Genomic DNA, 20551 nt, shown 5'->3' with positions numbered 1-20551 from the left:
GCTGAAGGTTTTGTACAAAATTGTTCGTTTTCAGTTTAAATTCGCTGACGCGTTTATCTACCCACAGCGATTGTTTTCCCTATCCAGCTACTACACACATTCAAGCTGTGCCTCTTTTGATGGGGTAAGGGGAGAGTGCTCAAACGTAGGTTGTACTTCCATGCACAGCTGACTGAGTTCGGCACATAGCCAATAATGTTTGTACCTAGCGGCTTTATAGCTTTGCTCACAAATATACATGTATTGCGATGGTGGCGTTGTTGGTGAAAACTCAAGCACGCCACCACTCCAACCCTCAATAAACTCTGCAAGGTTTGGGTATTTAGGGTCAGGCAGACTGACGTTTTTGGCTTCAATGGCTAAACGGTTTGATTCTAAGGCACATAAGTTAGCCTGGCCTAACAAGCGTGAATGAATCTTGTCCTGCCATTGGTCATCCAAGTTAACTAGGGTGTCGAGTATAAAGTGAAAACACTCGAGGTTATTGATAATGGGATCTAACTTGGCCATACCTTGCAGCGCGCTGAGCAGGCTATCCAATCTGGCACTTTGCTGTGCAGACATTAAAGCGCGGCTTAAAAAGATGCGATGATAAAGCAGCTTATCAAAGTGCTTAAACTCATTTTGGTGTTGCTTTATTGCGGCTTTTGATTCGGTAATAAGGTTCGCGACATCTACCCGGTTATTGGCAAGTAAATCAAAGTCTTTAGGCTCTACGGGGAGATTAGCTTCGTAGTAAATCTTGAGCAATGAACTTACTCGCAAGGTGTCTAGTTGCTTAAAGTAGTCTTGTTCTTGAGTGGCAACGTGGGCATAGCGAGAATTTATTTGCTCGATACAATCAGCTAAACCCTGAGGTTTACTTTCTACCAGGGTAGAAAGATTGAAAAAGCGCCCGCTATACATATCGCCAAAAAACAGTTTTAGGTATTCGCCGCTTTGCTGTTTTTGTTGCTCATTTTCAATCAAAGTATCATTACTTACCATGTAATTACTGGGTTGTTTTATGCCTTGGCCGGTGTAGGAAAAAGCACTAACCGATTCACACAAAGTCTCTATATCAGTAATTAACAGCGATGCCGGTAACTCGCTCTCAAATATCCCTTTGTCGTTACGCTCTGTAACAAATGTTATGCGGTCTATATCCGCTGGGTGGCTATCCCAAGGAGAGCTTTCGCCACGTTGAATTTGTTGCTCAATTTTACTCAACTGCGTTTTGCTGGTTTGTGCTGCCAAATTGGCAATCGCCAACGGTATATTGGCGAGTAGTTTGTTGTCATTCCACGCTAATTTATTGGTATCAGATACTTTTTGGGCGGCTAGCGCGAGTTTGCGTAACTCAATGGCGGTGTTCTTAAACTGATCGCTGCCAACAAAGCGGCTCTCGTAGCTGTCGGCGTCAAACTCCATGGCGCGAGACATATACTGGGTTAAGCGAAAGTTAAGTTTAAACAGGCCACTAAATAAAAAGCGAGTAAGGCGAATCGAGAACTTAGCGGCGATAATCCCTATATACATAACCAAGGGCATGTGCTCTTGCGCAGCCCATTTTTCTAGGCGTAAATCCCACTCATCAGCGTGGTATGCGCGGCTGTAAAACCAGTTGTTAGTGGTTTGCACAATGTAGCGCGTTTGCATTGCTTGAGCCTGAGCAAAATGGCCAAATTCGTGGGCTAAAATACCACTAAGCTGGCGCATATTCATACCGGTTAACAAGGGTAAACCTATAGTTAAGCGCAGTTCGCCTTTACGTAAGCTCATTAGCCCGTCTAAGCCGCCAGCCGAAGCATTTACCTCGGTGTCTAAGCAAATCTCGCTAGGGCGAGGCACTGAAAGCTTGTCACACATTACATATACCAAGTTAAAAAGGGCGGGGGCTCTTTTTGCTTGAAGGCGGTAACGCTTGGGTTGTTGGTAAGTGGCAAACAAAGGTTTAAGTAAAAATAAGATCAGTACGGCAACAATAAAGTAGGGCACCACCAGTAACGCTTGAATCGCTATGCCATTAGAAAAATCACCAATGTTGTTGACCAGTACAGAGAAGTAAAACACTGAGAAGCTAATTAAGCCCAGTAACATGGCTAAGTAAATAACTGGCGCAATCATACTGATAAGTAAGGTGCATACCATACCAATACGGTATTCACGGCTTACGCTAGAGCGCGGGAATTCGCCGCTTAATAGTTTTATAAAATCGGCTTTTAGTTTGGGAGTGGTATTTTGCTTAGTCGTCTCGGTATGGCTTTTAGCGTTAGCTAACTCTGCATCACTGATGGCCATTTCTCTAAGCTCTACCTGTAAGCCATGCTCACTAAAAACTTCGGCTAAACTTTTGGCCAAACTTAAAGACAGGTTCTCTTTAAGCACATTGCCTTCTAGCAGGTATTTTTGCGCCGCTGCTGGTGTAATGTCTAAGGCTTTACATAGCTTAGCTACCACGTAGTTATCACGATTATTGCCATTTTGCGCGCCTAAACTTACTAGCTCATACTTAGCCACTCACATTTCCTTGTGTTAATAGTGATAAATCTGTCGCCAGAAGTTTTGCAAATAAGCCACTTATATTCAATAGCTTGGCACTATGCATTACCCACTAGTTGCCAACTCTTAGCGCTAGAACAAGATTTAGGTAAGGGAAATAAAATCAGACTGCTGCAACCCTACTGACAGTAAGCTGTCAGTAGGAGGTGTTTATAGTGTTAACACCTGCTGGCCATGGGGGCTAAGTAGGTAACAGCAAGGAGTTAATTATGTTAGCAGTAGCACCGTTAGTATGGGGCGAGATCGCCGTCGCCGATATGGACCGCGCCTTAGCCTTTTACGCTGAGCACTTCGACTTAACCTTTCGCCGTGAGAATATGGGCGATATGGAGATGGCCATTCTAGAGACCGAAGATCCAGAAGCCGCCAGCATTGGCCTATGCAAACATGAAATGATGAAGCCAAGTTTAGATGGCAGTACTTTGTACTTGCACTTAAGTGAAAAACTTAGCCCGCTAGTAAATAAAATTACTGACGCTGGTGTGCAAATCTTGCTACCTCTTACTGCGATTAATGAAGGTGAGCATGGTTACATTGCTTTGTTTGTTGACAGCGAAGGTAACAAAGTAGGTTTATGGTCAAAGGTTGAATAGACTCAAATTAGTAAAGATTGAATGATGCGCAGCAAATTTAGCTAGCTCAGCCTGCAGGTCTGGGCTAGTGTTTGCTCTTCAAGCAAAATGGAAAAACTATGAGACGGGCAGACAGGCTATTTCAAATAGTACAAATCCTTCGAATGCGGCGTTTAACCACCGCCCAAGATTTAGCCGAGCGCCTCGAAGTTTCCACCCGAACCATCTACCGAGATATACAAGACCTATGCTTAAGTGGCATTCCTATTGAAGGCGAAGCAGGTGTAGGTTATTTATTACGCCAAGAGGTGAATGTGCCACCGCTCATGTTTAACGAACACGAGCTAGAAGCCATTCAAATTGGCATGCGAATGGTGCAAACCTGGGCGGGTAAAGAGCTTTCCTCGGCGGCTAAGCAGGCCATGATAAAAGTGGAAGCGGTGTTACCACAGCGCTTACAGGCATACCAATCACTTATGTTCGCCCCCGATTTCTACATTGATAGGGATGAATTTAAATACCTCGATCCCCTGCGTATTGCTGCTCAGCAACGTGAATACCTAGAGATTAGCTATAAAGATGCCAAGGCCGATGATAGCAAACGCATCATACGCCCCTTAGCTATCTACTTTTGGCGCGGTACTTGGACGCTATTAGGATGGTGTGAATTACGCGACGCTTTTCGCAATTTCCGCATTGATAGAATCACCGAACTCACCCACCTAGAACGCGTATTTAGTCACTCCCCTGGAAAAGAACTCGATGATTTTGTAGAGGAAATGGAGAATGAAGGGCACTAAGTGCGGGTTTAAATACTGTATTGGTCGTTTCTTTAATCTGTGTCATCTTTGTTTGTGATGTTTTTATCAATTAAATTTGAGTTTGCTGATATTTTCTAGATAATGCTTTGGGGTAAGTACAGAATATTTCTCTTTAAAGCTTGCTAACACAATCTGTTAGTAGGTGATGATAGGACGGAATTGTTCTTTGTATTTAATGGCTTAAGGTTTTATCAGAAGTTAACATGGAGTTGAAGTATGACCAGACAATTTTGCCAACAGTGTGAGAAAGTAACCGAACACAAAGAAATCGTTAAACAAAAGCCTTCTAAATATGGCAGCAGTAAAATGGAGCAATTTAAAGCCTTTTTAGAAGGATTTTTTGGCGGCACTGCTAGCGCAGTGGGCGCGTCCTTAGACCTTGTTGACCGTTATGTTGAATGTGAAAAATGTCAACTACGTACTTTAGAAAACCACGGTGAAGAATTTCAATAATTAAGGCTAAATAGCGGCCTTAAAATCCACAAGCCCATTTGTCGTAATCGCTAATAACATCAAGCTCTTGTTGAGTTTTAGGCTTAGGGAAATACGGCAAAGCAAGTAACTTTGTAGAAGGCAGCAATTGCCAATCGGGAGTTATTTTTAAACGGCTTAATTGTTGGTCACGGGTGTTTCTTAAGTACATGTAATAGCCGTCGCTATGGGTATTGGCATAGCTGGCTATTTGGGCTATTTCTCCCGAAGGCAGTTTTACTTTTCGACCAAGAGGGTAAAGCTGATGCAGTGCAAAGCTCACATGGGCATCTTCTAGATAACCTTGCTTAAAGCGATATAAACCAATAGCGGTGGAAGTGCTTCGGTGTGTCCAGCCCACTAACAACAGGCTGCGTAGTGAGTCTTTGAATGGCTGACCTTTTTTAAGACCCTCGTTAGAAATAAACTGTACAACAAGCTTATCACCATCTTCTTCGAGAATAGTAAGGAATTGCTCACCGGTTTTATCTGCAAGTAGTTTCATTGCTGCTTAACACTTAAGAGGTAACTAGTGCTTATTCTATCTCATCAAAATACGCACACAAAGCCTTATCCTTACTAAGGTCCTAAGACCTTTTTTGCTCACAGAATATTCATCAAAACATCATTGATATGAAAACGCCAAAAGTGTCGAAATGCGGTATTATCTACTGATTAGAACGCACAAAGACTCAACAAAATGATTAGACCTTTCCAACATCAAGATACACAGCAGGTGTTAGATATTTGGTTAGACGCTTCGATTAAAGCACATGACTTTGTAAAAGCCAGCTTTTGGCGAGACCAACTAGATAATATGCGAGACCTTTATTTACCTAATGCCGAAACCTATGTGTACGAGCAAGCAGGTAAGGTGGTTGGCTTTTACGCCTTAAGTGAGAAACATATAGCTGCAATATTTGTGGATCCAGCGAGCCAAGGGCAGGGGATAGGTAAGCAACTTATTGCTCATGCTAAACAACAGCGCAGCATTTTAACCTTGGCAGTCTATAAGCAAAATGTTGCGAGTTACCAGTTCTATTTATCGCAGGGTTTTAGTGTAGTGGGGGAACAAATAGAGCAACATACTGGCTTGCTTGAGTACACCATGAGCACGGGTATTTAATCGCCAAATTAATACAACTAAATGCAAATTAAAAGCCGCTATTAAGCGGCTTTTTTATGGTTGTTTGGGTCTTGTTAACTGGGCCTAATTAACACTTTTTACTAGTGGCACAATGCGATAACCATCTACTTTAATCATGTCGCTAGGCTGATAATGTCGCACGCCCAGGTTAAACACCCCGGTGTCGTTGGCGGTCTTAATGTTGTTAATGGCGTCTTCGCCACAACCAAAGCTAATGGTATAGGTGCCATCGCTATTTGGCTTAGCGTTATTTGAACTTAGGTTGGCTAAGTCGTTAAACATAAAACCCGCTTTGTTGTACACCGTAATAGACCAAAATGCGTGGTTTTTGGGGTCTTTAAAGGTGGCTTGATGACAGGTATCCGCAGGATAATTGCCCGACAGTTCATAAATGTTGTCTGCTTGTTGTGCGCCGCCCCAACCAACCGCTGCACCTACTTGGTATTTCTCTTGGGTATACAGTTTGTTGGAATCGTCGTTTGGTGCGGTAAACATGCCTGTAAGGGCGTTTTTGCCATCACGCTCAGAAATAGCGAGCATTTGCGCTTTGAGTTCATCTTCTACTTTCTTGAAAGACTGTTGATTAACCGGCTCTGCACTAAATGCTTTAGCGCTGTTGGCCTTAAGCTGCATTTGATCTTGAATCTTCGCCGCTTGTTCTTCACTTAAGGTTGCGTCTAAACGCACAACCAAATAAAGGTGGTCACCGCTGTGAGTGCTTAACTCATAGGTGCCAGCGCCGTAATACATTGGCTGAATACGGTGATCCTCGGTGACCGGTTGTACCGATACATATTTTCCTTCCGGCATCTTAGGAATAATGATGCTAGCACCTTTAGAGACATCAACAACTGCCATTGAATAGTAGGTATCGCGGTTCATACGTACTACTGGTTGGTTATCGGTGGGGGTGAGTTGGCGCTTGTGCAAAAAAGTATTCACGCCTACCAAATCTTGGTTTTTAAGCATTTGATGAGAGGTTTCATCAGTAGGGTAACTAGCCGGAGTAACTTGTTCGCCTTGCTCAGAGAAGAAACCGTTTAAAGAGCTCACCGGTTGCGCGAAGGCGGCAGTGGTAAAAATGGTGATAATGGTTGCACTCAGGGTTTTGCTTAATGTTGATAGCTTCATAGTTGGTGTCCGATAAATAGAAAACAGAGAGTGAAAAATGTTTACTAACAAAACTAGCTTTAGTTGTTAGCTAAAGCTAGCTTACCTAGCTATTCCAGTTTAAATCTTTATCTTTCCAGAACTTAGTGCCTTTAATGGTAGCTTCTAACGATAAACCTGCTTCGGTCATTTGGTAGATTTCTACATCGCCTACCGCGCCTTCGCTTTCTGCAGATCCACCTTTGTCACCCGCTTTAGCTGAAGCATCAGCTTGTGCACCAAATAACCATCCTGATTCTACAAACTTGTCGTAGGACTCTCGGGTTTTAAACACCATTAGTGCTCTAAAGTCTTTAACCCCTGCACCAAACCCTACACCAGCTTCGCCCATGTTCATGTAAGTACGTTTACCACTGATGTTATCTATTGCCACACCATGGCCGCCGCCAGCAGAAATAACAAACAAGTTGATGCCTGCATTACTAAATACCGCATACCCCACCGCGCCGTTAATTTTGCTGGCCAATTCGCCATTTTCTTTTTTAAAGTCGGCCAAACTTTCTTGAACCATTTGGTCTGACTCCGCGCGTTCTTCAGCAGCACTTTTACTCAATGCTGGCATGCTTACGCATAGGTTAAGCAAGGTAATGGCAAAAATAGTTTTAAGTGTTCTAGTCATTATTGATCCTAAATATATGCTGTGTATGGACAGCTAAATAAACAATCTGAAATACAACTCGGCTTTTCAACTTGCCGCTATTTTAACCGCACAACAATCTAAAATTGACTTTTAACGAATTGCCGAGATACTTATATGATTGAGCCAGACAAGGAAGTGCAAGGTGAAAGAATACTTATTTCAGGTATCAGCGCTTAAATCAGTGATTGAGCTACTAGAGCAACAAGGCTTAGACAAATATCGCTTGTTAGCCGAGGCTGATATTTCACCTAGCGTATTGCTGCGTGAGGGCGGCTTGATGAGCCAGGTAAAATTCACCAAATTGCTAACGGTGGCGGATCAATACGCCGACAAGCCTTTGGCCAGTGTTCAATGCGGGTTAACTATGCCGTTGCGTAAGCAAGGCGTATTAGCCGTGGCCGTGCAGCAAATGCCAAATTTAGAGGCGATGATTCATATGCTGAAGGCCTTTCTTAATGCTCAATCGAGTGGAACGGAACTAGAACTGGTTGAACAAGGGGATACCCTACGCGCTGAGTTTTCATTGTGTTTTAGTGACCAATTCAATTGTGATGCGATGCACCGTGCCATGTTAGGCAGCGTATTTCGAACCTTTAAAACCTTGTTTGGTGAAGAGTGGCGAATTAATGAAGCTTGGTTAGATCATTCTTTTAGTCATGTGGATGAGTTGTCTGAGCTGTTTGCTTGCCCGATTAAAACCAACAAAGCCACCAATGCCATTGTGTTTGATAAACGTTGGGCACACGTTAAAGGCGCCCAGGTATTCCCGAGTTATGCCTTAAGAAAGCAAAGCAACGAAGCCTTGAATCGATTAGAAGATATCGATGATCTGATTTATCAGATTCTTCCCGCTTTAATATACGACGGCAATACCAGCATTGCGCATGTCGCTGAGTTGTTCGGTGTTCAAGTGCGGGTATTACAAAAGCGTTTAAAAGCGAAGCAAACCAGTTATTCCAATTTATTGGAAGGCGCACGTAAAACCATGGCGACCGACTATTTGCTCGATAGCCAACTCTCTATTGGCGATATTTCTATGATGTTGGGCTACCAAGAACCGGCTATTTTCATTCGCAGTTTTAAGAAGTGGTTCAAGCAAACACCTTTGCAGTGGCGTAAGGCTGTGTTGGCGAATTAATGTATTCATTTTATATATTATGTTTTTCAATAATTACTATTTTGGTGCTTTAAGTTAGTGGTTAATGCTCTATTTTGGGTGTCTATGTCATTTTAGTTTTGAGATGTTGCTGTAATATATGGCTTTTATACTTGGCGTCAAAACTGCATGGTAGATAGCGTTAACGTGGTTTCCACCTTAACCCACATGCACTTTATTGCTGAAGGACAAACATCATGAATAGACTCATCACTTGGTGTGTAGCTTGCTCTATATTGCTAATCGGCACCGTATTTAACGCCACTGCAGAAACAGATCTTACTAGCCAACAACTTAAAAATTGGTGCGCTAAACCTAATCAAGAACAACGCTGTTATTTAATACACAAGCAATTAGCCGATGACGGTCGAGCTGAATCTGCTTATTGGGTCGGTAAAGTAACCGCTCGAGGTGTCTATCAACCAGCCGATCTTGAAAAAGCCGCTGACTATTACAAAGTCGCCAGCGACAGTTTACACCCTAGCGCTAGCCGCGAATTAGGTTTGCTTTATTACCATGGCGTGTATGGCGAGCGAGAGTTTAGTAAAGCGCAGAAAATGTTTGAACAAGCCATGCAAAACGGCAATAGCGAAGGCATGTGGGGGTTGGCCAGAATGTATCATTACGGGCGTGGAGTAGAGCAGAATTATCAAAAAGCCTTTGAACTATTTAGCTTAGCTGCGGAACAAGGTTCAAAACCTGCTGCCAACACCTTAGCCTATTATTATCGTTTAGGTTTAGGCACCGAGGTAAACCCACGATTAGCCAGCTATTGGCAAAGCAAGGCAAATGCGAAAGGCTTAGTCACTTGGAATCGCTCGATTCCTGATTATCGTTAAAAGCCTTTAAGGAACTACCAAGGCCAGCTTAATAAGCTGGCCTTTTTATTTAGTTTTTTGTTAGTAAATTCAGCGACATAAATTCAACATCAATTGTTCATCATTTTGCAATCAATCCCCACTTAACTGGGTGGCTAGTAAACCTACTAAATAAACTAAAAATAAGGATATTAGCCAATGAAACTCACTCACTTAGGCATGCTTCTCTGCCCACTTGTTCTTCTTAGCGCCTGTAATGACGATGACAATCCGGTACAAATTGCTAAGTCTGGTGCTATTTCAAAGGTACAGCTTGGTCCTCGCCCAGCCTTTTTGGTGGATCAGCTTGCTGAGGGAGAGTTAAAAGACACCCTAAAAGCTTGTGTAGACGATATGAACAGCTACGCAGTGAGTGATTTTTCAATTGGTCACCGTGGTGCGCCATTAATGTTTCCTGAGCATACGCGTGAAAGCTATGTTGGCGCAGCCCGTATGGGCGCTGGCGTATTAGAATGTGACGTTGCCTTTACCAAAGATGCTGAGTTGGTGTGTCGTCATTCGCATGCTGATTTACATACTACTACCAATGTATTGGCTGTGCCTGAGCTGGCGGCTAAATGTTCTATTCCATTTACGCCTGCTGATACGGTAAATGGGGTAGATGCCACTGCGGAGTGTCGTACTTCAGATTTCACCCTCGCAGAGTATAAATCCTTACAAGGTAAAATGGATGCCGCCAACAAACAGGCGACAACTGTTGAAGAATATATGGATGCCACACCGAGTTTTCGTAGCGATTTATATGCAGATACAGGTACCTTGTTATCTCACAAAGAGAGCATTGCCTTGTTTAAGGAGCTGGGTGTGAAAATGACCCCAGAACTGAAAACGCCTAGCGCCCAAGACCTAGCTGCAGCTGGCATTACTCAGCAAGAGTTCGCTCAGAAAATGATCGACGAATACATTGAGGCGGGCATTGAGCCAAGCCAAGTATACGTTCAGTCATTTTCTATTGAAGATGTGGAGTTTTGGATTGCTAATAACCCAGAATTTGGTGAACAAGCGGTTTACCTTATTTACTTACTCGATGGTGTACCAAGCCCCGCTGAGATTGTCGCTAAAGGTATCAAGATTGTTGCGCCAATTTACACGTCTTTGGTTGAGCAGCAAGCCGGAGTGGTTGTAGCGACCGAGTACGCCAAAGAGCTTAAGGCCGAAGGTTTAGACTTAATTACGTGGACCATTGAACGTCGTTACACCGACTACCCAGAACTTGAAGTACTTAATGTACTAAAGAAAGAGCTGGAGTTAGTGGGGGTATTTTCCGATTGGCCAGCCACCGTTACCTTTTTTGATAACTGCGTAAAATAGACGTTTTATTCACTTTAAGGTTGCTGCTAAAGCCGATTAGCAGCAACTTTGTGATCTTAACACCTGTTTCTTTATTTTTTCTCTCCTAGTTGATTCATCGCAAATAAGTATTTATTCACTATTTTCTAAAGGGATTAGTGTGTTAGCTTTGCCGCGTTGTCTTATTTGGTCATTAGGCAACGGTCAACAAAGGATAAAAAATGAAAAAAACAATGTATTGCCTAGCAAGCTGTATTGCAGCGGCGTTTATTGCCGGTTGTAGCAGTTCAGATAACGCTAGTGATAGTTCAAACCAACAAGTACCAGCCGTAGAATGTTCTCAAGAGTGCGCTCAAGCAGAATTCGAATTAGCTCAACAGTTTCATAAGGGCGAAGGCGCAGAACAAAGCTACGATACCGCTTTGGCTCATTATTTAACTTCTGCTACGGCGGGTAACCCTGCAGCAATGACTCAACTTGCAGTGTTGTACCGAGAAGGCTTAAGCAGCCAAGGAGTACAAGCTGAGGAAGCGGTTAAGTGGCTAACCGCTGCGGCTAAGCAACAAGATGGTGAAGCGCAGTTTTTATTAGCGGAGCATTACTGGGACGGCTTAGGCACAGAGCAAGATTTTGGTCAGGCTGAATACTGGTATAACCAAGCAGCTTTAAACAAACAAAAAGATGCGGCTTATCTATTAGGCTTACGCTACTTTGAAGGCGAAAATATGGATGAAGATCCAGAACAAGCCTATGTATGGATGTCTATTGCAGCCTTGTTAGGCCACGGTAATGCACCTGGCGACCGTGACTTTTTAATTGGTGAAGAACTTGATATGACGCAAAAGAAATCTGCGTGGAAAGAAGTGGCTCGCTTAATTGAAGAAATGGGTATTGAGGTACCGTGGTAAGCGCGATACTCGCCTAAGATCACACAAATAACACCAATTAGGTGTGGATAAAGAGTTAGTGTTGAAATGAGGTTAACTTGGTCATAATTTCAGCAACATTAACTCCTTTTTAACTGGCTTTATTGTATAGTGGTTTTACCCCTTAAGTGGAGGAATGACGATGCTATATCTGATAGAGTTTTTGTTGTTTTTACTGCTACTGGCAGCCCTTGCCTTGCCTTTCTACCGTAACCAAGAAGTCTTTGAACTTGACGAATTGGAGCCTGAGGATCTCCCTGGTCAGCATGTTCAATTAAGCCTCGGTGTAGTGCATTTTCATCGAGTAGGGCAGAAAACCGCTCCTACGGTGATATTGGTGCACGGTTTTGCCGCATTCTCATATGTGTGGGAGCGCAATGTGAATAGCCTTGTTCAGCAAGGTTACCAAGTGATTAGCCTTGATTTGTATGGTCGAGGATACTCCGCAAGGCCTAACACCTGCTACAGCCGCCAATTGTTTGTTGATCAAATCGTAGAGTTGCTAGACGACCAAGAGATTCAAGAGCCGGTATATTTGGCGGGTCTCTCGATGGGAGGGGCAATTTGTGTGAGTTTTGCAGAGCAATACCCACATCGGGTTGCAGGCTTGATTTTGCTCGCGCCACTGAATACCCCTCCTCATATCTCACCGATGCCGACGCCAATAATAGGCGAGTATGTTGCCTACAGCTTTTTTGTACCGAACTTGGCTAAAAAGCAGCTAGAGGATTTATCGAATCCTGAAAACGCCTTGGATTGGGCGCAGCAGTTTGAGCCACCGTTACGTTACTTTGGCTATCGGCGCGCTTTATTGGCTACTCTGCGCGACTTAATGCAAGAGCCTATGATGGCGAGCTATTACGCCCTAGCAGACAAAAATATCCCATGTTTATTACTATGGGGGACGGCCGATAAGCAGCTACCAGTTTCACAGGCTGGCAAAGTAAAAGAAGCCTTAGGCAGTCATTGTGAATTGGTGTTGGTGCAGGGAGCGGGTCATGCTTTGCAATATGAATACAGTGAGCAAGTAAATCAGCACATTGCAGGCTTTTTAGCCATCCAGCCCAAATAGGAGCGTTAAAACATATTAGCCGCCATAGCGATATCTCAGTCTATGGCCGGCTTTTTACATTTCTTTAATTGTTTCATTTAGTGAAACAACCCTTGTCACTCAGCCGACTTAATCCACTGCTCCTCTCTAGGTATTCTATTGCCCGTTGTAGAGCCTTGCTTGGCTTTAGCGTTGAAAAGGGCGGGTAAAACTTGTCCTTATATTAATGCCCGGAGCTTGGGCAATTTTTTGTGGATTAAACAATGACTAAACGTGTTTATAAAAGAGTAGCAATCGCCCTGATTATCAGTGTTGTTCAGCTTAATAGTGCTAATGCTTTCTCTTTTGACAGTATTCGAGGTTCTGCGACAGGGAGTTATTGCGTATCGATGGATGGGCGAAACACTCCATTAACATTTAGTAGTTCGGTATGCCCAAACGGTTATCGATGGGTAGGACTATTTACCAAATAGCTTGGCTTTGATTAGAGCTAGCATACCGTCACCTAGTGACATTATAAAAATAAAGAAGAGAATCATTTTGAATAAATCTGTAATCGCCTTAGCTGTTTTAAGCGCTACCTCATTGACTGTTAATGCCGCCGATATCGAGAATCAATATAACCCTGATTTTGGTGCCTATCTTCAGTATAACGACAGTGGTGTTTGGGAAGGTGGTGTGAGCATGGCGCTATCGGAACAGGCGCGACTGCAATTAATGATGGATGATGATGGTTGGGCGGCATTAGAAGTGAGCGGCACGGTAGATATTGATGATACCCGCCATATGTGGTTTGCCGCAGAATATGGCCGCTTTGACGCGCCGCAAGAATTTGAACATAGCAGCGATAACTATTTTATGGCTACCGCTTTGTTTAACCAACAACTCGGTGAGCATTTCAGCTTCTACCTAGGTGGTGCATGGGAGCAAGGTAAAGGCAGCACTGTCGTTTATGATGATATGAGCTTTGGCGAATCGACCGATTATACCGACTTACAAGCGAAGGCTGGTATAGCGGTAGATTTAACGCATAGCATTACTATGGCTTACGACTATACCCACCATAATGTCACGCGAGATGATGTATTTGCGATGCAAGGGATTGTGGACGACAGGCATCGCTGGAATGAACATGAGCTCGGCTTTTATGCGCAAAACGTAGCGGGCTCTAACATTTCACCTTACATAAAGGCAGTACACTACAATGGTAATGGCGGTTCACCAATAGAAACTGATACCAGCGTCTGGTTAGGTGTTGCGGTAGGTTTTTAAACTTGGATTAAGGCCTTAGTAGGCAATCAAATCATGCTGAGCTGCAAACTTAACCAGCTCAGTATTGGTTTTAACGCCTATCGCTTCCATGATGCGGTACTTGTGGGTTTCAACCGTTCGGTGACTAAGGTTAAGCAGTTCAGCACATTGCTTAGCCGTACGACCTGCAGCCAGATGACTAAGTACCTGCAGCTGCCGTTTACTTAAGGCGGCGAGGGGGTCTATTACGTAGCTTATCTCGTTAGATTCTTTGCTGAGGTTACGCGACAAAATCGCGTAGCGCCATGAACATACCCATAACTGACATAGTAGTTTCAAGCGTAATAGCTGTTCATGATCGGGGGCTTGTACCTTTTCATCGTAACTACTTACAGATAAACCTCCCCACAGCTTTCCATGAATTTCTAATGGGATAATGGCGTGCCAACGAACCCCTTCTTTATCCAAGCGTTTAAGTACGCCATTGTCGGTTTTAGCAAAATCATCCGCAGAAAAGGTAGTAATGCTTTTTAGCTTGCGCAACGAGTTAAAATAGCTCTCGGCATCGTCTTCATAAAACGACAATTGAAAGTTAGGAATGCCGGCCGCTCGAGTCATAGTAATGTATTGCTTGAGGTTTACTTGTGGCCGACTAGCGGGGTACAAACTTAGTCTATCTAAGTTAAACAGCTCTAGTGCTTCTACAGCAGATCTTTCCAACATCTTCTCAAATTGCTGGTTAGGCAACTCGATTAAACGCGAGGTGTGGGTAAGCAATAACTGCTCAAACTGGGCGTCAAAACTCTGCTTAGTCATTCTATCTGCATTGTGGGGGGCTCGCGGCGATTCTAACTAAGCAGAGCTAGGCATGCAATTTAGTGTCTGCAAGGTTTCTCCATTACTGGCGATAGCCCGCAAAAAACATGATCTCAATAACATTGGCAGTGAATACTGCGATTTTTTACGTAGTTCTACTGGTTACAGCCCAAAGCTCGCTCACTACATTAACGCTTCCTTGTTGTTTTGAAGACTGTAAAAAGGCAATTCCATGCTGATAACTAAAAAAAGAAGCTTAATTCAAATGGCGGTAGGGCTTGCGTTAGCCTCTACGGCTACTGCGAGTTTCGCCACTACCGATACATCTCGACCAAACATTCTCGCCATTTGGGGAGATGATATTGGGATAGATAACCTTAGCGCATATACGCGTGGTCAAGCAGGGCACTGGACGCCAAACATCGATCGTATCGCCAATGAAGGCGTATTGTTCACCGACTTTTACGGTGAAAACTCTTGTACTGCAGGTCGCTCAGCCTTTATTACGGGCCAGCACCCAATGCGCACAGGCTTAACCAAAGTGGGTATTCCTGGTGCAGAAGAGGGCATGCGCCCTGAAGATCCAACGCTAGCAACCATGCTTAAAGACAAAGGTTATGTTACTGGCCAATTTGGTAAAAACCACTTAGGCGACCGTGACGAGCAATTACCTACCGCCCATGGTTTTGATGAGTTTTTCGGCAACCTTTACCACTTAAATGCGGAAGAAGAACCTGAGAACCCTGACTACCCAAAAGACCCAGAGTTTAAGAAAAAATTTGGTCCTCGTGGGGTGATTCACTCATACGCTGATGGCCGTATTGAGGATACTGGTTCATTAACGCGTAAGCGTATGGAAACCGTAGACGAAGAGTTTTTAGCGGCAACTTTGCAGTTTATCGACAAAGCACACCAAGATAAAAAACCATTCTTTGTTTGGTTTAACTCAACCCGTATGCACGTTTGGACTCACTTAAAAGAAGAGTCTAAAGGTTTATCTAAGCGCGGCGGTTTGTATGGCGACGGTTTAGTTGAACACGACAATATGGTTGGCCAACTACTTGATAAGCTTGACGAGCTAGAGATTGCCGACAATACCATTGTGTCTTACACCACCGATAACGGCGCAGAAAAATTCTCATGGCCTGATGGCGCAACAGCGCGTTACCGCGGCGAGAAAAACAGTACTTGGGAAGGCGGCTTCCGTGTACCTGCAATGATTCGCTGGCCAGGACAGATTCCTGCTGGTCAGGTGGTTAACGAAATTGGCGCTCACAACGACTGGATGCCAACCTTTATGGCGGCTGTAGGCGAAGAAAACATTGCTGCTGATCTTAAAAAAGGCACCAAGCTTGATGGCAAAGACTACAAAGTTCATCTAGATGGTTACAACTTGTTACCTAAGCTGAAAGAAGGCAAAAGCACTACTGCCGATGATAACAGCGATTGGCCACGTAAAACCTTCTTCTATGTCACCGATGGCGGCGATGTATCAGGTGTTCGTATTGGTGATTGGAAAGTACTGTATAGCGTACAAGAGTGCACAGGCTTTCAAGTATGGCAATGCCCGATGAAAGAACTCCGCATTCCTTACATTATTAACCTTCGCCAAGACCCTTACGAAGACGCAATGCTAACGTCTGGAACCTATGAAGCGTGGATGTTTGACCGCGTACCATACTTATACATGGGGGCAGCAGTAACGGGTGAGTGGTTACAAACTTTTATTGAGTTCCCACCACGTCAGCAGCCTGGTTCATTCTCAATCGATCAAATTGTAGAGAAAATGAACATTTGGCAGAACGCTCAATACAAGTAGCAATTAGCAACTAAATTGAGAACAAGGACGTTACCTCTAATTTATTTAGGGGTAGCGTTTTTTTATTTAAGAATTAACGATGGTAACGCGTGATGACAAGTTCAACAGCTCAGCTTTTTCAGGGAAAACCAGTACAACGGATGAACATAATGACCAAGCCAATTGGTCCAAAGTGCAACATCGACTGTAAGTATTGTTACTACCTCTCAAAAGAGCAGTTACTTGACTACGAAAAAGGGTGTAGTCCGGCTATGGATGCTGAGATGTTAGAAACCTATATCCGCAGTTACATAGAGCAACATAATTTTCCAGAAATTGTATTTCATTGGCAGGGCGGCGAACCCACCTTGCTCGGTGTCGACTTTTTCCGTGATGTGGTGCGTTTGCAAAAACAATACTGCCCACCGGGTGTCAGTATTGAAAATAACCTACAAACCAACGGCACCTTATTAACCCCAGAGTGGGGGCGTTTTTTAGCCAAGCATAAGTTTTTAGTGGGCTTGAGCATCGACGGCCCAGAGCTGATACACAATACCTACCGAACCAATAAGGCGGGGCGTGGTACCTTTCGCCAAACCATGAAGGGCCTTGAGGTATTGCACAAATATAAAGTCAATTTTGCCACCCTGACCTGTGTAAATAATGTATCGGCCAATGCGCCAGTAGAGATTTATCGCTTCTTACGTGATGTGGTTAAGTCACCGCAAATGCAGTTTATTCCTATTGTTGAACCCAAAAGCTTTCGTAATACCGCTCCTCAATGTTGGTCTGCCAGTGAAACGCCGTTTGTAAGCATGCCGGAAACAGACCCTAGTCACCCAGATTCAATCATGGAGGCGTGGTGCGTATCGGCAAAACAATGGGGCGACTTTTTATGTGCAGTATTCGACGAGTGGTTTCAAAGCGACGTGGGTGTAATCAACGTACCCTATTTTGAAGCTTGCATTGAAACATGGATGGGACGAGTTAACCCCTTATGTACCCACGCACCTATGTGTGGCAAGGGCTTAGCGATTGAATCTAACGGTGATGTATTTTCTTGCGATCACTATGTTTATCCCGAATACAAACTAGGCAACATTAACGATAGCAGCTTAGAGCAGCTACAGTTTTCAGAAAAACAGCAGCAGTTTGGCAAAGCCAAAGAAGCCAGCCTACCGCAGCAATGCCGCCAATGTGATTACCAATTTGCCTGTTTTGGAGAGTGCCCGAAAAACCGAATACTTAAAACCCTAGAGGGTGAGCGCGGACTAAGTTACTTGTGTACGGGTTGGAAGCAATTCTATCGCCACATAGACCCGTACATCACCATTATGGTGAAAGCCATGGGTTACCCGGTACATAAAAAAATTAACAGCGCGGCAATGGCCTTAACCTTTAAGTAAGCGGAACAAAAAATGAAAAAATATATTGTAGTAACAGTATTGCTGGGCCTATTACAGCCAGCTTTGGCAGCGGCAAATGAGTTGTTTCCGCAAGAGGCGCTAAGCGAGAAAACCAGCTTAGCCTACCAAACCATGTCTAGCCGTTACACTGCCTATGCGCAGCTATTTAATGGCTGCCAAAACCGTGAGCAACAGTTACCAGAATGCCAAGAACCTTTCGAGAAAGCACAAGCGGCTTACATTCAAGCTAAAAGCAATTACGACACCATAGAGATGATGGAGCATCCCAGCTTTAAAGCGTTATTAGCACCTAGTGCCGCGTTGCCAGAGCTGGCGAGTGACCTAAACTTGTTAGGTTACTTAGATAATCAGTCGTCTATCAGTGAGATGAGTAAAACCGAACTATTATATGGGTTGAACCAATGGTTACAGGATAACCGCTTCCCTAAAACCGACCAGATCTACTTGTTGCACAGTCAGTTAGTTAGCACCGAACGTTTAGCGAAACAGACACTGTAACGAATAATTCCCTGGTTTAGGAGTGCATTGAATGACACCGTTTTTATCACTGAAAAGTTTGTGTTTAAATTTCGCATTAGCTTGCTTTGCAATAAGTGGCCCGGCAATAAGTAGCCAACAAAATACGCAAGATTCATCTGAATTAGCGTTATCGCAGTTGGCTCAAGACATCAATAAATCAGTTGAACATCGTAGCGAAGCCGTTCGCCAATTAGGGCAGTTTTCTGGAGCGAATGCCTTAATAGCGATTGCACGAGCCAGCCGCGATCAGCATGTTGAGCTGCGCTTGGCATCTATCGACGCTGTTGAGCAATGGAGTGAGGTGGCTAAATGGGACGTGGTTTCTCCTTTGGTGAACGATTCATCTGGCGAGGTTCAGGCCGCAGCAGGTAGAAGCCTGGTGCCGCTATGGTCAAAATTAAACAGTCAGCAGCAACAAGCTATTCAGCCGGCCGTTGACCACTATCTGAGACAAATTCAGCAAGCTGATGACAGCGTTGCAACCTGGTTAGAAGTTGCGTTAGTGGCTCAATATCAGCAGCGCAATCTTACAGCCATTAAAGCCTATCAAAAAGTGTTATCGGTAGCGCCTAAAACCGAACAGGCGGTGATTCAAATGGCCGAGATTTACCGTGTGGAAGGAAGTAACAGTAAAGCGACCAAGACGTTGTTGAGCGGTTTAGAAGAAATGCCCAAAAGTGGTGCGATTGCTCATAGCTTGGGTTTGTCTTTTTACCGAGACCAACAGCTTAAACAAGCCGGTATTTTACTGAAGCGCGCAGTAGAGCTTAGCCCCAATAACCCGCAATTTTCTTATGTTTATGCCTTGTTTATTCAGCAAAATGCACCGCAGCAAGCAATAACTCTGCTTAAACATGCCGTTGAAAACAGCCAATCACCTCAGCATCTTTATGCCTTATGCGATTTGTATATCCAGCAGAACGATCCCTTGGCAAAGCCTTGCTTAGCCAAACTTAAATCATTAGCGCCTGCGTCAATCTATCAGGATTTACAGAACAAATATTCTCAATCTACCTTGTAGTTTTTGCGGCTTACTCTCGCACTCTTTGAAGTAAGTAATGCCAGTATTTTATATTTTGGAGGTTTTGTGGAACACACTCAATTAGCCGTTAACTCGTTAATATCTCAAGTTGAACAGGCGGTTATTGGTCAGCGTCATGTGGTTGAATCGCTGGTGATTGGTTTGCTAACCAATGGCCATGTATTGCTTGAAGGTTTGCCCGGTACGGCTAAAACTCGCTCGATTAAAGCACTGGCAGATGTGCTAGATACCTCCTTTGGGCGAATCCAGTTTACGCCTGATTTACTGCCATCAGATGTTACCGGCACCGAGGTTTACCAAGAGCTAAACGGCAAACCCCAGCTGCGTTTTCAAGCTGGCCCAGTGTTTAACTCTATAGTCTTGGCTGATGAAATTAACCGAGCGCCAGCCAAAGTACAGGCAGCACTGCTCGAAGCCATGGCCGAGGGCACCATTACAGTCGGTGATAAAACTCATCAACTACCGCCACTGTTCATGGTGCTTGCTACCCAAAACCCGGTTGAGCAAGAGGGCACGTATCCGCTGCCAGAGGCGCAAATGGATCGCTTCATTATGAAAGTGGAGGTGAGTTACCCCGACGACCAGGCTGAGCGCGAGATTATTCGTTTAGTGCGTGGCGAAGAATCGGCTAAGCAGTTAGCGAAGCAACAGCAGCAAATAGAACACATTTCACCAGAGGTGATTTTAGCTGGGCGAGCCGAATTAGCAGAGATTGAGGTGTCTGAAGTGGTGGAGAACTACATTGTGGCGTTAGTGATGGCTACGCGTCATCCGCAACGCTACCCAGAGACATCTCTTGCTCAATGGATTGAAGTCGGAGCCAGCCCGCGCGCATCCATTGCCTTAGACAAATGTGCACGTGCCCATGCCTGGCTAAAAGGGCGTAAGCATGTATTACCAGACGATGTACGCGCTGTTGCTCATGCTGTTTTAGGCCATAGAATTAGTTTAAGTTACCAAGCTTTAGCCGATGGTTGTGACGCCAAGCAGCTGGTCAATGACTTGCTCGATAATGTGTTAATTGCCTAGGAGTTT

At 44.2% G+C, this 20551-nt stretch carries 20 protein-coding genes; 15 read left to right on the top strand and 5 right to left on the bottom strand.

The window, feature by feature from the left end; translation table 11 throughout:
- Positions 1–90: 90 nt before the first annotated feature.
- Positions 91–2499 (bottom strand): M48 family metallopeptidase, encoded by a 2409-nt coding sequence (locus Q4549_RS17045; RefSeq protein WP_303553711.1) that lies wholly within the window; start codon positions 2497–2499, stop codon positions 91–93.
- 251 nt (positions 2500–2750) lie between these two features.
- On the opposite strand from Q4549_RS17045, the gene Q4549_RS17040 reads away from it, so the two are divergent.
- The 3 genes from Q4549_RS17040 to Q4549_RS17030 all read left to right on the top strand — a co-directional run bounded on the left by Q4549_RS17040 (position 2751) and on the right by Q4549_RS17030 (position 4387).
- The gene (locus tag Q4549_RS17040) at positions 2751–3134 is read left to right on the top strand and encodes a VOC family protein (protein ID WP_137672713.1); all 384 of its coding nucleotides are present in this window, start codon (positions 2751–2753) and stop codon (positions 3132–3134) included.
- A 98-nt stretch (positions 3135–3232) separates the two neighbouring features.
- Positions 3233–3913, top strand: coding sequence for a YafY family protein (locus tag Q4549_RS17035; RefSeq protein WP_303553712.1), 681 nt, complete (start codon positions 3233–3235; stop codon positions 3911–3913).
- Positions 3914–4150: 237 nt separating this feature from the next.
- A complete protein-coding gene (locus Q4549_RS17030) occupies positions 4151–4387 on the top strand; it encodes a hypothetical protein (protein WP_303553713.1) in 237 nt (78 codons plus the stop codon).
- Between the two features lie 19 nt (positions 4388–4406).
- Here the strand turns inward: Q4549_RS17030 and Q4549_RS17025 are convergent, their stop codons facing one another.
- Entirely contained in the window at positions 4407–4910 is a 504-nt protein-coding gene (locus tag Q4549_RS17025) for a hypothetical protein (protein WP_303553714.1), read from the bottom strand.
- Positions 4911–5105: 195 nt separating this feature from the next.
- Here Q4549_RS17025 and Q4549_RS17020 point away from each other — a divergent pair, with 195 nt between their 5' ends.
- Positions 5106–5531, top strand: coding sequence for an N-acetyltransferase (locus tag Q4549_RS17020; RefSeq protein WP_303553715.1), 426 nt, complete (start codon positions 5106–5108; stop codon positions 5529–5531).
- 84 nt (positions 5532–5615) lie between these two features.
- Here Q4549_RS17020 and Q4549_RS17015 read toward each other — a convergent pair whose 3' ends face one another.
- Both Q4549_RS17015 and Q4549_RS17010 read right to left on the bottom strand, forming a co-directional pair.
- Positions 5616–6683, bottom strand: a complete 1068-nt coding sequence (locus Q4549_RS17015) for a DUF1254 domain-containing protein (RefSeq protein ID WP_303553716.1) — start codon at positions 6681–6683, stop codon at positions 5616–5618.
- Between the two features lie 85 nt (positions 6684–6768).
- Positions 6769–7341 (bottom strand): YSC84-related protein, encoded by a 573-nt coding sequence (locus Q4549_RS17010; RefSeq protein WP_303553717.1) that lies wholly within the window; start codon positions 7339–7341, stop codon positions 6769–6771.
- Between the two features lie 163 nt (positions 7342–7504).
- Between Q4549_RS17010 and Q4549_RS17005 the strand changes: the two genes are divergently transcribed.
- From Q4549_RS17005 to Q4549_RS16980, 6 genes are all read left to right on the top strand, one after another.
- Positions 7505–8500, top strand: coding sequence for an AraC family transcriptional regulator (locus Q4549_RS17005; RefSeq protein ID WP_303553718.1), 996 nt, complete (start codon positions 7505–7507; stop codon positions 8498–8500).
- A gap of 215 nt (positions 8501–8715) precedes the next feature.
- Positions 8716–9357: a tetratricopeptide repeat protein gene (locus Q4549_RS17000; protein WP_303553719.1), complete on the top strand. Its 642-nt coding sequence runs from the start codon at positions 8716–8718 to the stop codon at positions 9355–9357.
- 177 nt (positions 9358–9534) lie between these two features.
- The gene (locus Q4549_RS16995) at positions 9535–10707 is read left to right on the top strand and encodes a glycerophosphodiester phosphodiesterase family protein (protein ID WP_303553720.1); all 1173 of its coding nucleotides are present in this window, start codon (positions 9535–9537) and stop codon (positions 10705–10707) included.
- Positions 10708–10907: 200 nt separating this feature from the next.
- A complete protein-coding gene (locus Q4549_RS16990; RefSeq protein ID WP_303516621.1) occupies positions 10908–11594 on the top strand; it encodes a tetratricopeptide repeat protein in 687 nt (228 codons plus the stop codon).
- 160 nt (positions 11595–11754) lie between these two features.
- On the top strand, positions 11755–12684 hold the full coding sequence (locus tag Q4549_RS16985; RefSeq protein ID WP_303553721.1) for an alpha/beta fold hydrolase: 930 nt from the start codon (positions 11755–11757) through the stop codon (positions 12682–12684).
- Between the two features lie 519 nt (positions 12685–13203).
- Entirely contained in the window at positions 13204–13935 is a 732-nt protein-coding gene (locus Q4549_RS16980) for a hypothetical protein (RefSeq protein WP_303553722.1), read from the top strand.
- Between the two features lie 15 nt (positions 13936–13950).
- Here the strand turns inward: Q4549_RS16980 and Q4549_RS16975 are convergent, their stop codons facing one another.
- Positions 13951–14730: a response regulator transcription factor gene (locus Q4549_RS16975; protein ID WP_303553723.1), complete on the bottom strand. Its 780-nt coding sequence runs from the start codon at positions 14728–14730 to the stop codon at positions 13951–13953.
- A gap of 238 nt (positions 14731–14968) precedes the next feature.
- On the opposite strand from Q4549_RS16975, the gene Q4549_RS16970 reads away from it, so the two are divergent.
- From Q4549_RS16970 to Q4549_RS16950, 5 genes are all read left to right on the top strand, one after another.
- Positions 14969–16549: an arylsulfatase gene (locus Q4549_RS16970; protein WP_303553742.1), complete on the top strand. Its 1581-nt coding sequence runs from the start codon at positions 14969–14971 to the stop codon at positions 16547–16549.
- A gap of 149 nt (positions 16550–16698) precedes the next feature.
- The gene (locus Q4549_RS16965) at positions 16699–17934 is read left to right on the top strand and encodes an anaerobic sulfatase maturase (protein ID WP_303553724.1); all 1236 of its coding nucleotides are present in this window, start codon (positions 16699–16701) and stop codon (positions 17932–17934) included.
- A gap of 12 nt (positions 17935–17946) precedes the next feature.
- Positions 17947–18453 carry a hypothetical protein gene (locus tag Q4549_RS16960; protein WP_303516613.1) on the top strand — a complete coding sequence of 169 codons (507 nt, stop codon included), beginning with the start codon at positions 17947–17949 and terminating at the stop codon, positions 18451–18453.
- 31 nt (positions 18454–18484) lie between these two features.
- Positions 18485–19495 (top strand): hypothetical protein, encoded by a 1011-nt coding sequence (locus Q4549_RS16955; protein ID WP_303553725.1) that lies wholly within the window; start codon positions 18485–18487, stop codon positions 19493–19495.
- A 66-nt stretch (positions 19496–19561) separates the two neighbouring features.
- On the top strand, positions 19562–20545 hold the full coding sequence (locus Q4549_RS16950) for a MoxR family ATPase (RefSeq protein ID WP_303553726.1): 984 nt from the start codon (positions 19562–19564) through the stop codon (positions 20543–20545).
- Positions 20546–20551 lie beyond the last annotated feature (6 nt).

It is taken from the genome of Agarivorans sp. 2_MG-2023, assembly GCF_030548085.1.
Taxonomy (GTDB): Bacteria; Pseudomonadota; Gammaproteobacteria; order Enterobacterales; family Celerinatantimonadaceae; genus Agarivorans.
The sequence above is the reverse complement of the archived record's forward strand: the minus strand, read 5'-3'. Positions and strand labels throughout refer to the sequence as shown.